11 protein-coding genes and 1 pseudogene are annotated in these 13,618 nt (G+C 72.8%); 3 read left to right on the plus strand and 9 right to left on the minus strand.

The window, feature by feature from the left end:
• Positions 1-154: 154 nt before the first annotated feature.
• From cobA to cobC, 3 genes are read right to left on the minus strand one after another with little or no spacing between them, the layout of a single operon-like run.
• A complete protein-coding gene (gene cobA / locus ACGFIK_RS22380) occupies positions 155-1,351 on the minus strand; it encodes a uroporphyrinogen-III C-methyltransferase (RefSeq protein ID WP_327027463.1) in 1,197 nt (398 codons plus the stop codon).
• Positions 1,352-1,398: 47 nt separating this feature from the next.
• Positions 1,399-2,475 carry a nicotinate-nucleotide--dimethylbenzimidazole phosphoribosyltransferase gene (gene cobT, locus ACGFIK_RS22385; RefSeq protein WP_327024443.1) on the minus strand — a complete coding sequence of 359 codons (1,077 nt, stop codon included), beginning with the start codon at positions 2,473-2,475 and terminating at the stop codon, positions 1,399-1,401.
• Positions 2,475-3,545, minus strand: a complete 1,071-nt coding sequence (cobC, locus tag ACGFIK_RS22390; protein WP_327024442.1) for an Rv2231c family pyridoxal phosphate-dependent protein CobC — start codon at positions 3,543-3,545, stop codon at positions 2,475-2,477. Before cobC ends, cobT begins: the two co-directional genes overlap by 1 nt.
• A 132-nt stretch (positions 3,546-3,677) precedes the next feature.
• Here cobC and ACGFIK_RS22395 point away from each other — a divergent pair, with 132 nt between their 5' ends.
• Positions 3,678-5,810, plus strand: coding sequence for a transglycosylase domain-containing protein (locus tag ACGFIK_RS22395; RefSeq protein WP_327024441.1), 2,133 nt, complete (start codon positions 3,678-3,680; stop codon positions 5,808-5,810).
• Here ACGFIK_RS22395 and ACGFIK_RS22400 read toward each other — a convergent pair.
• Positions 5,779-7,362 carry a cobyrinate a,c-diamide synthase gene (locus tag ACGFIK_RS22400; protein WP_327024439.1) on the minus strand — a complete coding sequence of 528 codons (1,584 nt, stop codon included), beginning with the start codon at positions 7,360-7,362 and terminating at the stop codon, positions 5,779-5,781. The genes ACGFIK_RS22395 and ACGFIK_RS22400 overlap by 32 nt on opposite strands.
• Positions 7,363-7,561: 199 nt before the next feature.
• Here ACGFIK_RS22400 and ACGFIK_RS22405 point away from each other — a divergent pair, with 199 nt between their 5' ends.
• Entirely contained in the window at positions 7,562-8,371 is an 810-nt protein-coding gene (locus ACGFIK_RS22405; protein ID WP_327024438.1) for an SURF1 family protein, read from the plus strand.
• Between the two features lie 13 nt (positions 8,372-8,384).
• Here the strand turns inward: ACGFIK_RS22405 and ACGFIK_RS22410 are convergent, their stop codons facing one another.
• The 4 genes and pseudogenes from ACGFIK_RS22410 to ACGFIK_RS22425 all read right to left on the minus strand — a co-directional run.
• On the minus strand, positions 8,385-9,959 hold the full coding sequence (locus ACGFIK_RS22410) for an ATP-dependent DNA ligase (protein ID WP_327024437.1): 1,575 nt from the start codon (positions 9,957-9,959) through the stop codon (positions 8,385-8,387).
• Positions 9,960-10,125: 166 nt separating this feature from the next.
• Positions 10,126-10,332, minus strand: coding sequence for a hypothetical protein (locus ACGFIK_RS22415; protein WP_327024436.1), 207 nt, complete (start codon positions 10,330-10,332; stop codon positions 10,126-10,128).
• A 62-nt stretch (positions 10,333-10,394) separates the two neighbouring features.
• Positions 10,395-11,765, minus strand: coding sequence for a dipeptidase (locus tag ACGFIK_RS22420; protein ID WP_393341148.1), 1,371 nt, complete (start codon positions 11,763-11,765; stop codon positions 10,395-10,397).
• Positions 11,743-12,614: pseudogene (locus ACGFIK_RS22425) on the minus strand (hypothetical protein); the annotation flags it as partial. The gene ACGFIK_RS22420 and the pseudogene ACGFIK_RS22425, both read right to left, overlap by 23 nt.
• Between ACGFIK_RS22425 and ACGFIK_RS22430 the strand changes: the two are divergent.
• Entirely contained in the window at positions 12,549-12,950 is a 402-nt protein-coding gene (locus tag ACGFIK_RS22430) for a rhodanese-like domain-containing protein (protein WP_327027462.1), read from the plus strand. The pseudogene ACGFIK_RS22425 and the gene ACGFIK_RS22430 sit on opposite strands and share 66 nt — an antisense overlap.
• Before the next feature lie 35 nt (positions 12,951-12,985).
• Here the strand turns inward: ACGFIK_RS22430 and ACGFIK_RS22435 are convergent, their stop codons facing one another.
• Positions 12,986-13,600, minus strand: coding sequence for a hypothetical protein (locus ACGFIK_RS22435; RefSeq protein ID WP_327024434.1), 615 nt, complete (start codon positions 13,598-13,600; stop codon positions 12,986-12,988).
• Between the last annotated feature and the right edge of the window lie 18 nt (positions 13,601-13,618).

Genomic DNA, 13,618 nt, shown 5'->3' on the forward strand with positions numbered 1-13,618 from the left:
GATCAACGAAGGCCGACCAGGTCAGGCTGGGGCGACCGTGCCCGGCGTAGGGATCAAGCCTGACCGCCCGAAGCCGGGCACGGTCGCCCCAGCCCAAACCGCAACCACCCAAGAACAAAGCCGCAGAGCCGAGCACAATTCACCCCAGGGACGATCAAAGGAGGGGAAGAACGCCGACCACATCCCCCACCACCACGACCGCCGGCGGCCGTACCCCCGCAGCCGCCACGTCCTCTGCCACCGAACCTAGCGTCGACCGCAGGGTTCGCTGCCCCCCGGTGGTGGCCTCCTGGACCACTGCCGCCGGGGTGTCCGCCGGTCGCCCGTGTTGAAGCAGAGTGGCCGTGATCGCCGATAGGTTCTTCAGCCCCATCAGGATCACCAGGGTGCCGCGCAGGGCGGCCAGCGCCTCCCAGCGCACCAGCGAGGCCGCCGAGTCGGGCGCTACGTGCCCGGAGACCACGGTGAACTCGTGCGCCACTCCCCGGTGGGTGACCGGGATCCCGGCCGCCGCCGGGGCGGCGACGGAACTGGTCACCCCCGGTACCACGGTCACCGGTACGCCAGCTTCCGCGCAGGCCAGCAACTCCTCCCCGCCGCGTCCGAAGACGTACGGGTCACCGCCCTTGAGGCGGACCACGAAGGCACCGGCCAACGCCCGGTCCACCAGGATCCGGTTGATCTCCTCCTGGGCGCGGGCCGGGCCGTAGGGGATCTTCGAGGCGTCCACCAGTTCCACGCCGGTACGCAGTTCGTCGAGGAGCAGGCCGGGCACCAGCCGGTCGGCGACCACCACGTCGGCCTCGGTGAGCAACCGCCAACCCCGGAGGGTGATCAACTCCGGGTCCCCCGGCCCGGCCCCCACCAGAGCAACTCGCCCAGGTGACCCGGCCTCGGTGTTAACAGGGGACCCCTGCTCTACCGAATCCGTTAACAGGGGGCCCTTCCTTTCACTTTCGCGCAGGAGGGGGCGGATGGCGTCGCGGATGGTCATGGCGCGGCGGGGGTCGCCGCCACCGAGGACGGCCACGGTTACCGGGCCGTGTCGGGTCACCGCCGGGGTCCAGGCGGTGGCCGCCTCCCGGTCGTCGGCGCGTACGCAGAAGATGCGGCGCTGGGCTGCGGCGGCGCTGACGGCGGCGGCGGCCTGCGGGTCGTCGATGGCGACGTGGACCAGCCAGGCGCCTTCCAGGTCCTCGGGGTCGAACGGGCGGGGGATCCAGCGCAGTCGGCCGGCGTCGGCGTGGGCCCGCAGCGCCGGGGTGATCTCCGGTGCGACCAGCAGGAGTTCGGCGCCCGCGTCGAGCAGGGCCGGTACCCGCCGGGTGGCCACGGCTCCCCCGCCCACCATGACGACCCGCAGGCCGGCCAGTCGAAGCCCGAGGGGGTACGGATTGCTCACTTCTCGGTCACGCCGGCTGAGTCGAAGGTGGCGACCTCGTGCAGTACCCGCACGGCGCCGGTGACCATGGGCAGGGCCAGCAGGGCGCCGGTGCCCTCGCCGAGGCGCAGGCCGAGGTCGATCAGCGGGGTGAGGCCGAGTCGCTGCAGGGCTACGGTGGCCCCGGGCTCGGCGGAGCGGTGCCCGGCGATCATCGCGCCGACCGCCTCCGGGGCGAGGGCCGCGGCGGCCAGCGCGGCGGAGACCGCGATGACCCCGTCCAACAGCACGGGTACGCGTCGCGCGGCGGCGCCGAGGAGCAGCCCGGTCAGCGCGGCGTGTTCCAGTCCACCCACGGCGGCCAGCACCCCGAGGGGATCTGTCGGGTCGGGTGTGTGCCGGGCCAGTGCCGCCCGGACCACTTCGATCTTGTGCTGGTAGGTGGGGTCGTCGATGCCGGTGCCCCGCCCGGTGGCCTCGGCGGCGTCGACTCCGGTGAAGGCGGCGATCAGCGCGGCGGCCGGGGTGGTGTTGGCGATCCCCATGTCCCCGGTGATCAACAGGGCCGCCCCGGAGTCGATCAGCTCCCCGGCGATCCGGATGCCGACCGCTACGGCGGACCGCGCCTCGTCCCGGGTGAGCGCGGCGGTGACGGTCATGTCCCGGGTACCCCGCCGGACATTGGCCTCGACCAGCCGCGGCACGTCGACCAGCCGCGGCATGTCGTCGGGGGTGGGCAGGGGGGTGGCCACCCCGACGTCGACCACGGTGACCGTGGCGTCGGCTTGGCGGGCGAAGGCGTTGACGACCGCACCTCCGGCCAGGAAGTTGCCGACCATCTGGACGGTGACCTCCTGCGGCCAGGGGGTCACCTGCTGGGCGTGCACCCCGTGGTCACCGGCGAAGATGGCCACGGCCGCCGGGCTGGGCAGCGGCGGCGGGCAGGTGCCGGCCAGACCGGCCAGGCGTACGGACAGCTCCTCCAGGAGGCCGAGCGAGCCGGCGGGTTTGGTCAGCCGGGCCTGCAACTGCCGTGCCGTGCTCATCGCCGCCTCGTCGAGCGGGCCGATCGCCGCGATCGTGGTCTCCAGCATCATGCCTCCAGAAATTTCGCCAGTACCTCGATGAACGCGTCCGTGCAGGCCCGGTCCCGCACCGCGATCCGCAGCCAGTCCGGGCCGAGCCCGGGAAAGGTGTCTCCTCGGCGTACCGCCCAGCCATGATCGCGTAGGACGGCGCGGAGCCGGTCCGCGCCCGGCCGATGGATCAGTACGAAGGCGCTGGTCGGTCGCCCGACCACGCGTACCCCGGGCAGGGCCGACAGGCGGGTCACCAGGTGGTCGCGGTCGGCGGCCAGTTGCGCGGCGATGGCGCGCTCGGCCTGGACCGCGGTGGGGCCGGCGCAGGCGGTCGCGGCGGCCAGGGCGGGGGTGGAGACCGCCCAGAGGGGTTGTACGGCGGCCAGTCGGCGCAACAGGTCCGCCGGGCCGAGCAGGTAGCCGATCCGCAGCCCGGCCAGCCCCCAGGTCTTGGTGAGGCTGCGCACGACCAGCAGCCCGGGAAGGTCGCGGCGGGCCGCCAGGGATTCGGGCTCGCCGTGGTGTCCGGGCGCGGCCGTGGTGTCGGCGAAGGCCTCGTCGACCACCAGCACCCGACCGGGCCGGGCCAGGCCGGCCAGGTCGGCGGCGGGATGCAGCACCGAGGTGGGGTTGGTGGGATTGCCGATCATGACCAGGTCGGCGTCGGCGGGGATCCGGTCGGGATCCAGCCGGAAGTCGTCCGCCGGGTCCAGCAGTACCCGCTGCACCTGGTGTCCGGCGGCCCGCAGGGCGGCCTCCGGCTCGGTGAACTGGGGGTGCACCACCACCGGTCGACGGATGCCGCGCAGCGCCTGGGCGATCAGCACGAACCCCTCGGCGGCACCGGCGGTCAGCAGTACCTCCTCCGGGGGCCTACCGTGCCGGGCGGCTACCGCGGCCCGGGCCGGGCCAGGATCCGGGTACGCGGCCAGGTCGGTCAGGGTCGCCGTGATCGGTTCGGCCAGCCAGCTCGGCATCGGCGCCCGCCGTACGTTGACGGCCAGGTCGACCAGCCCGGCACCCACCTCCGCGTCACCGTGATGGGTGAGGTCCGGCTCGGTGGCCGGAATCAGGGGTGCGTGCATGTCCGCGATCCTGCCGGGAAGGCGGCACCGGGGACAGCAACCCGAGGGGTGGGCCGCATCACCACCGCATCACCACCGATCACTTCATGAGTATTTCTCATGGATGATTCGGAAATGTCATAACTTATCGGTGTGAGCAATCGACCCCTTGCTGCCGCTGGTCGTTTCGTTCCCCTGCTCCGTGCCGGGCTGATCGCCGGCCTCGTCGTCGCCGCCGTGGCGTACCCCGTGGTCGCCCTGACCGGTGTCGGGGCCAAGGCGACCGCGCACGCCGTGGAGAACAAGACCAGACTGCTGACCACCGCCCTGCCCGCCGAGACCTCCTACCTCTACGCGCCCGACGGCAAGACCGTGCTGACCATGTTCTTCGAGGAGTACCGGCAGTACACCAAGCTGTCGGACATCTCGCCGCACATGCAGCAGGCGATCGTGTCGGCCGAGGACAACCGCTTCTACCGGCACCACGGCGTCGACCCCAAGGGGGTGGCCCGCGCCTTCGTGGCGAACGCCCGCTCCAGCGGGGTGTCCCAGGGTGCCTCGACCCTGACCATGCAGTACGTCCGGATGGCGCTGCGGGACAGCGCGAGCACTCCCAAGGAGGTGCAGGAGGCCACCGCCCAGACCCCGGTCCGCAAGGTCAAGGAGATGCGGATGGCGGTCGACCTGGAGAAGGAGCTGAGCAAGGAGGACATCCTGGAGCGCTACCTCAACTCGGCGTACTTCGGGCACCGGGCGTACGGCATCTACGCCGCCAGCGAGATCTTCTTCTCCAAGACCCCTAAGGAACTCACCCCGGTCGAGGCGGCCACCCTGGCCGGCCTGGTGAAGTCCCCCTCCCAGTACGACCCGGCCAGCTCGGACCAGAAGGAGGCCACCGCCCGGCGCAACTACGTGCTGGACAACATGGCCCGGCTGGGCTACCTGTCCCCGGACTCGGTGCAGGCGGCGAAGAGCGAGCCGATCCGGCTGCGGCTGACCTACCCGCCGAACGACTGCGCCTCCGTGCCGGAGAAGTGGAACAGCTGGGGCTTCCTCTGCGACTACCTGAAGAACTGGTGGAGTGCTCAGCCGGCCTTCGGAGACAACCGGCTGGAGCGCCTGGACAAGCTACGACGGGGCGGCTATCGGATCGTGCTCAGCATGGACCCGAAGATCCAGTCGGCGGCCGAGGACAACGTCGGCACCAAGGGCAACACCGGCAGCCCCTTCGCCAACGGCATCGTGCTGGCCGAACCGGGCACCGGGCGGATCAAGGCGATGGCGGTGAACCGCAGATACTCGTTGCAGGTGGACGAGAACCCGCTGAGCTCCAACCCGGAGGCGGGCCCGAAGGTACGGGCCAACTATCCGAACACGGTCGCACCCCTGATGGGCGGCGGCGACCTGCCCGGCTACCAGGCCGGATCGACCTTCAAGATGTTCCCCATGCTGGCCGCGCTGGACGCCGGCATGACCCTGAACACCGCCTTCAACGCACCGCACCGGTACCAGTCGGAGATCTACGACGGCTGGGCACCGACCAACGCCAGTGGCGCGATGAGCGGCATGCAGACCATGTGGTCCGGATTCGGCAAGTCCGTCAACACCTACTTCGTCTGGCTGGAGGAGCAGGTCGGCGCGGAGCGGGCCGTGCGGCTGGCCGAGCAGTTGGGGCTGCGCTGGCGTACCGACGTGGACCGCGACCACGCCTCCCCCTCGAAGGCCAACAAGTGGGGGGCCTTCACCCTGGGGGTCTCCGACGCCACCCCGCTGGAGATGGCCAACGCGTACGCCGCCGTAGCCGCCGACGGGCGGTACTGCGAGGCGATGCCGGTAACCGCGATCTACAACCGGGACGGCACCCCGGCCACCTACACGACTCCCGGTGGCATCGCCCGGGAGGTGGCCAAGCCCCGCTGCCGCCAGGTGGTCAGCGCGGACGCCGCCCGGGCCGCCACGGACGCCGCCCGCTGCCCGACCGGTGACACCCCGGCCAAGGGTGGCTGCGGTGGCTGGTCGACCGCGGACAGTGTGCGGGGCACGGTGGGGCGCCCGGTGGCCGGCAAGACCGGTACCACGGACAGCACCCGGTCGGCCTGGTTCGTCGGCTACACCCCGGAACTGGCCGCGGCCAGCTTCATCTCCGACCCGGACAACCCGTTCAACGCGGTGGGTGACGGCCAGTCACAGATCCCGATCGCCGCGGTCGCCAACACCCTCCGCGACGCCCTGAAGGGCCAACCCGTCCGGCAGTTCACCCCACCATCGGACCGGATAGTGGGCTGACCACCGGCCCGGCGTCCGACTCGGGCGCCGGGCCCTCCGTCCCCGCCACCGACCCGCCGGATACCAGGGCCGGTCCGCCGGAACCGGCCGGCGGTCCGCCAGCCACCGCAGGCAAGCCAGCAGGTACGGCAGGTGGGCCAGCAGGTACGGCGGGCGAGCCAGCGGGCACGGCGGCAGGGCCCATGGGTACGGCGGGTGGGCCGGCGGTCGCGGCGGTGACCAGGCGGGTCGCCAGGTGGGGGTACCCGGCCCAGTGCGGGACCAGTTGGGAGGCGTGCACGCCACGCCAGACGAATCCCTCCGGGGCGCCACCGGCCCAACTCCAGGCCGGGCGCGGGCCACCCCGGGGGGACAGCACCCCCCGGTGTTCCTTGTGCCCCACGACCACCTCACCCCGGGTGGTGATGATGCTGTCGCTCTGGGCGGTGGCCTCCCGGTAGCCGACCACCAGTCCGTCGCGGAGGCTGCCGACCGCGTCCAGCACCCCGCACATGGGCAGCCCGTCCACCTCCCGGGCCAGCCACAGCAGGCCGGCCCCTTCGGCGACCACCGGCCGCCCGATGCGGGCCAGTTCCGCTACCGCGATGCAGAGCCGCCGGTTGGCGGACAACTGCTCGACGTACGACTCGGGCAGGGCGCCACCGACCACCAGGGCCCCGGTACCGGTCGGCAGCGCCTCGTCGGCGAAGGGGTCGACCGTCACCACCTGCGCCCCCGCCGCCCGCAGCAACTCGATCGTCTCGACCTGGCTGTAGGTGCCGCCCGGCCCGCCGACCACCGCGATGATCGGGCCGGGGGTACCCGAGGGCGGCGCCTCGGCGGGCTGGGGTGACCAGGGCGTCAGGCCCAGGGCCGGGGCGGACCGGGCCAACCCGAGCAGCCGTTCCAGGTCGACCGTGGCGGCGACCGCCTCGCCGAGTCGCCGGACCGCCCGGGTGGCCTCCCCGGAGCCGGTCACCACCGGCCCCACCTGGTGCCGCCGCGACGGCAACACCGCCGGCAGATCCTGCCGACGCAGGGCCCCGTAGACCGGCATGCCGATGTCGTCCAGCGCCTCGCGCAGCAACGCCTCGTGTCGGGAGGAGGCGACCCGGTTGAGGATCACCCCGCCGATCCACAACTGCTCGTCGTACGCCCGGAAGCCGTGCACCAGAGCCGCCACCGACTGACCCATCGCGGCGACATCGACCACCAGCACCACCGGGCTGCGCAGGGCGGTGGCGACCGCGGCGGTCGACTCGGTGTCGCCCCGGCCGCTGAGGCTGTCGTACAGGCCCATGCTGCCCTGCACCAGCGCCAGGCCGGTGCCGGCGGCACCGTGCAGCAGCAGCGGGGCGATCCGCTCCAGGCCGACCAGTCGCGCGTCCAGGTTGCGCCCGGGTCGGCCGGAGGCCAGCCCCAGGTAGGCCGCGTCGACCTGATCCGGGCCGATCTTGAAGCCTGCCACCTCGGTCCCCCGGTCGGCCAGCGCGGCGAGCAGGCCGATCGCCAACGCGTTCTTGCCGTGCCCGGACGAGGGGGCGCTGAGCACCAGACGCGGCACGACAGTCATCATCGACTCCTCGCGTACGGACGGGCGTGCCGACCGTCGGCGCGCTCCGCCCGCGTGACGATAGCCGAACCGGACGACTGGCACGCACCGGCCGGTACCCCTCCCATTCCGACCTCCCACCCCTAGCGCCCATCGCGGCACCGGTACGGTGCGTCACCGCGCAGCATGGCGGCGATGGCCGACCGGGTAGCCTCTTGGCGTGTACCGGTTCCTGCTGACCCCACGCTGGCTGGGCATTCTCGCGCTGACTCTGGTCGCCGCCACGGTGATGGTGCTGCTGGGCAACTGGCAACTGGACCGCTACCGGGGTCGTACCGCGATCAACGAGCGGATCGACGCCGGCCTGCGGATGGCGGCGGTGCCGCTGCGGGACGCCCTGCCCGCCCCCACCGGGGGTCCGGGCACGGTAGGGCCCCCGCCGGCCGAGGAGCGGACCTTCACCCGGGTCACCCTGACCGGCCGGTACGACACCGACAACACCGTGTTCGTCCGGGGTCGTACGGTCGACAGCAAGGTCGGCTTCGAGGTGCTCACCCCGCTGGTGCTGACCGACGGCACCGCCGTGGTGGTGAACCGGGGTTGGATCCCGCCCGCCCCGGGTGGGGCGCTGGCCCAGCCGGTGCTGCCGACCACCCCGACGGGCGAGGTCACCGTCGAGGGTCGGGTACGCGCCAGCGAGAGCGGGGACGCCAAGGTGTCCCGCCGGGAGGGCCGGTTGGAGAGCCGCCGGGTCTCCCTGCCCCAGCTCGCCCCCCAACTGCCGTACCCGCTGCACGGGGGGTACGTGCTGCTCGACGAGCAGACCCCGGCCGCCGATCCGGTGTTCAAGGCGGTGCCGGTGGGGCACGCCAACAACTGGCAGAACCTGGGCTACGTGGTCCAGTGGTGGATCTTCGGGGGGATGACCGTCTTCGGTTTCGGGTGGATCGCCCGTCGGGAGGCCCGCCGCCTGGCCGGGGTGACCGACGACCGGCCCCGCGACCGCGCCGCCGACCCCTCCCCCGCCTGACCGCCCGCTACGGCTACCCGGCCGGCGGGCGGCCCGCCCGGATGGCGCGAACGGTGTCGATGGTGTCGGCCTCGGCGGCGGACTTGTCCTCGCGGTAGCGCACCACCCGGGCGAAGCGCAGCGCCACGCCGCCGGGATAGCGGGTGCTGGTCTGCACCCCGTCGAAGGCGATCTCCACCACCTGTTCGGGGCGGACCCGGACCACCCACTCCCCCCGCTGGACCGCCAGGGCCAGGAAGCGTTCGGTCTGCCAGCGCAGCATCTCGTCGGTAAGGCCCTTGAAGGTCTTGCCGAGCATCACGAAGTCGCCGGTACCCGGATCGCGTGCCCCCAGGTGCAGGTTGGACAGCCAGCCGGTGCGTCGGCCACTGCCCCACTCGACGGCCAGCACGACCAGGTCCAGGGTGTGCCGGGGCTTGACCTTGATCCAGGCCGCGCCTCGCCTACCGGCCTCGTACGGCGCCTCGGGTGCCTTGACCACGACACCCTCCTGACCGGCGGCCAGGGCGGCGGCCATCGCCTGGCCGGCCTGCTGCGGCCCGGTAACCGCCATCCGTCCCACCAGCAGGGCGGGGTCGACCGTGTCACCCAGCGCCGCCCACCGCTCCCGTCCGGGCAGGTCGATCAGATCCGTCCCGTCCAGATGCAGCAGATCGAAGAAGTACGGGGTGAGCACGGCCGCGCCGGTGCGGGCGGCGACAGCGCGCACCGCCGGGGCGACTTCGGCTGATCCGGTGGTGCGCCGTGCGGCCGCGCTGGAGGTCTGCTGGAAGGGCAGCGGCCGGCCGGTCTCGTCCAGCCCGATGGCCTCCCCGTCGAGGACCAGTTCCCGGGCCGGCAGGGCCCGCACCGCCTCGACCACCGCGGGCAGCCGGGTGGTGATCTCGTCCAGGCTGCGGGTGTAGACCGCGATGTCCGACCCGCTGCGGTGCACCTGGATGCGGATGCCGTCGAGCTTGACATCGACCACGGCGGGCAGGCCGGTGGCGGTCAAGGCCTCGTCGACCGTCGCGGCACTCTGCGCCAGCATGGGGGCCAGGGGCCGCCCGACCCGCAGCCCGAATCCGGCCAGGGCGGCGGACCCACCGGCCAGGGCGGCCACCGCCACCTCCCGCAGGTCACCGGCGAGCAGCAGGGCCCGGCGTACGGCCGTCACCGGCACCTCGGCGGCCCGGGCGATCGCGTCGGCGAGCAGCCCCGCCTGGGCGCCGTGGCGCAGCTCGCCGAGGAACAGGCCGGTCAGCAGCCGTTGCTCGTCGGCGGTCGCCGCCGCGTAGAGGCGGTGCACCAGGGCACGCCGACGGGCCTGCGATCCGCTGCCGTGCACCGCGGCGATCTCGTCGATCGCCGCGTCGACCGCACCGACCGTCAGGGTGGGCTCCGCCGCCGGCGGGGGCAGGTCACGCAGACCGGCCCAGCCGACTCCGGTCTGCCGTTGGCGCAGCTCACCGGCGAGCCAGCCGGCCCCGGCCGGAACCTCGACCGGGTCCAGCCGGCGCAACGCCTCGGCCAGCAACTCGACCTTGGCCAGTCGGCCGGTGGTGGCGCCGACGGCTGCGGAGGTGGCGGCCAGGTCGAGGAATCGCACGACCCCGATCCTGCCAGCCACCTCCGACAACAGCCGCCGATCGCCGCGCCGTCGATCCCCCAGGGGGCGACGAATCCGCTCACCACCGGCCCGCCAGCCGGAAGCCGGTGCCGCAGACCCGCCGGTCAGCCGAGCCGCCGCTCAGCCGGTGCGGCCGACCCGCCGGTCAGGCCGCCACCGGTTCCTCGACGCGCAGGCCCCGGGCACGGACCCCCTCAGCGATGCGGGACAGCGAGGCGTCCAGGGCTACCAGGGCGGCGGACAGCTCCGCGAGCTGTTCCTTGAGCGTGTCCTCGGACCACGCGGAGACGTCGATGTCTCCCAGAGCGCTGACGGCGGCCCCCAGGCGGGCCATCTCCTCGTTCGTACGCATGTTCGAGAGGCTACAACAGCCCCGCGTCCGACACACCGGAAACGGCCACCAATCGTCGGAAGTTACGGGTCGCGTCGTGAACCGGCCTCGGCCACCTTGGCCAGCAACAACGCCTCGGCCAGGCAGACCCGGGCGAACTCCCCCAGGTGCAGGCTCTCGTTCGGCCCGTGCGCCCGGGCGTGGGGATCCTCCACACCGGTCACCAGGATCGCCGCCTCGGGGAACATCTCCTGGAAGGTGGCGATGAAGGGGATCGAGCCGCCGACGCCGATGTCCACCGGATCGGTGCCCTCCCAGGCCGTCCGGAAGGCCGACCGCGCCGCGTCGAACATCGGGCCGCTGGCCTCGATGACGCAGGGCGCCCCGTCGTGTTCGAGGGTGACCTGGACCTGGGCGCCCCAGGGGGCGTACCGGTGCAGGTGGTCGCGCAGCGCCGCGTACGCCTTCTTGGGGTCGTCACCCGGGGCCAGCCGTACGCTCACCTTCGCCTTGGCCGCCGGGACCAGGGCGTTGGGCGCCTCGGCGGTGGCCGGGGCGTCGATGCCGAGCACGGCGAGGGCCGGCTTGGTCCAGAGCCGGTCGGTGATCTTGCCGGTACCCAGCAGGCCCACCCCCTCGACCAGGCTGGCCTCGGCGCGGAACCGGTCCTCGGGATAGTCGACCGTGGCGCCCTCCCGGCCGGTCAGGCCCTGCACCGCCACATTGCCGGCGTCGTCGTGCAGGGTGGCCAGCAGCCGCACGAGGGTGGTCAGGGCGTCCGGCACCGGCCCGCCGAACATGCCGCTGTGCACGGCGTGCTCCAGGGTGCGCACCTCGACGAAACAGTTGACGATGCCCCGCAGCGAGGTGGTCAGCGCCGGTACCCCGACATCCCAGTTGGTCGAGTCGGCGATCACGATCACGTCGGACTCGAGGGTGTCGCGGTGCTCGGCCAGCAGCCGTTCGAGGGAGTCGGAGCCGTACTCCTCCTCGCCCTCGATGAACAGCACCACCCCTACCGGCAGCCGGTCGCCGAAGGCCCGCAGCGCGGCGATGTGGGCCATGATGCCGGCCTTGTCGTCGGCGGCACCCCGGCCGTACAGCCGTCCCTCGCGCTCCACCGGCTCGAAGGGGTCGGATTCCCACAGGGTCCGATCACCGACCGGCTGCACGTCGTGGTGGGCGTAGAGCATGACCGTCGGCGCACCGGCCGGGGCCGCCTTGCGGCCGATCACCGCCGGCTGCCCACCGGCCCGCACGATGTCCACCTCCAGGCCACAGTCGCGCAGCAGCTGCGCCACCGCCTCGGCGGAGCGTTCCACCTGGGTGTGGTCGAACCCTTCGAAGGCGATGCCGGGGATACACACCAGGCGTTCCAGGTCGGCCCGTACCCCGGGCAGTTCCCGCTGCACGGCGGCGTGCAGCTCGGCCTCGGTCATGATCGGTGTGGTCATGACCGGCATCGTATTCCGGCCTTACCGCACCCCGACGCCCACATCACCGACTCCGGTCCCGCCGCCCGCAGTCGACCCCGCCGCCAGGTAGTAGCGGTCCGGATCGTGCGGCAGGCTCGGTGCGCCGTCGACCACCAGGTCGGCGCGGGAGACGGTGCGGTCGGCCTCGAAGTGCTCCTGCTCGCCGAGGTGCCACCGCCGCAGCTCAGGCAGGATGGCCGGGCCGTCCCGGGCCACCGCCCGGGTCAGCCGCAGGGGCTGCGGGGCGGTGACGAAGACCGCCAGGCTCAGGTCGGGCTGTGCCTCGGCCCGGGCCGCGCTGACCCCCTCCACGATCAGCACCGGCCCCACCGGCACCGGCACCGGGTGGGGCAGAAACCCCTGCCGGACCCAGCTGTACCGCTGGTAGGCGCCGGCCTGACCGGCCCGGACCGGGGCCAGCACGCCGGACTCCAGGCGGGGCCAGAAGGTGAGTTGGTCGTCCCACCCGTCGAGCAGATCGTCGGTGTGCACCACCGGTGGGTGGCCCGCGTCGGTGGCGGCCAGGGCGTCGGCAAGCCGCGCCGCGAAGGCGGTCTTGCCCGCCCCGCTGGGACCGTCGATCGCCACCAACCGGGTACCCCCCAACCGGGCCGGCCGGGCCAGCACCCGTCGGGCCAGATCGGCGTACGCCGCGAAGATCACCACCACGGGCAGGAACGTTACCGTTCGTGTTGTCCCACACCGCTTCCGGCCGCTAATCGCCTACCCAGACGGCACGATCGGATCGTGTCCCATTCCGTGATGAGTCCCGGCGTCGAGGCGTTGCTGGAGCAGGCCCGCGCGGGCATGACCCGGTTGACCCCGCAGGAGACGGTGCAGGCCGCGGCCCGCGGCGCGCTCGTGATCGACACCCGTACCGACGCCCAACGTCGGGAACAGGGCGAACTACCCGGCGTTCTCGTGATCGACCGGACGGTGCTGGAGTGGCGGCTCGACCCGGCCAGCGACTGGCGCATCCCCGAGGCCACCGGGTACGACATCGAGGTCGTCGTGGTGTGCCGCCAGGGATACAGCTCCAGCCTCGCCGCCGCCAGCCTGCGCGCCCTCGGCCTGCACCGGGCCACCGACATGATCGGCGGAGTCGACGCCTGGCGTGCGGCGGGCCTCCCCTTCTCCGATCAGCCGGCCGACGTACGTCTCTGAGCCGTCCGGCGCGCGGGCGTCGACGCGGCGGCTGCTCAGGCCGTCATCAGCGTCAACGTCTCCTCCACATACGCGACCATCAGCGCCTCCATCTCGGCATCTCCGGGCGCCTCAGGTCCGGCCGTGAAGAGTTCGACCATGACGTACGCGTCACCGCGCGCCACGTGCACCTTCGCCCTCCGGCCCGCCATCGGTCCGTACTCGGGGATCTCCTCCTTCTCGACCGGCATGAGCCATATCCAGGCGCCGTCACCGAGTTGCGGCAGTTCATGCCAGGTGCCGAGGATGTCCCGTACCGGTTGCTCCGGCACGGCTTCCCGGGCGTCCTGCGGGGAATCGGCGAGCACCATGAAGACGGTGAGGTCGTGCAGTGCGGTCGGATCCCGCTGCATGACCCCGAGCGCGCATTTACGCGCCGGATCATCCGCCCGCGACGGCCAGTCCCGGGTAGCCGTGGTGCCGCCATACAGATCGATCAACGGCTGCGGGTCGAGCTTCGCGCACAGCTCGTCCACCAGTTGATAGGTCGGCGGAGACGGCTGCGGGGTGGCCAGCTCCGACGGGGGGCCGGCGCAACCGGCCAGCAGGGTGCCGAACAGCGCGGGCAGCAGCACGACGGCACGCCGTGGCAGACGGCTGGGAAACGTCACGGCAAGATCATGTCACGC

The sequence above is a fragment of the Micromonospora sp. NPDC048871 genome, from assembly GCF_043198155.1.
Classification (GTDB): Bacteria; Actinomycetota; Actinomycetes; order Mycobacteriales; family Micromonosporaceae; genus Micromonospora.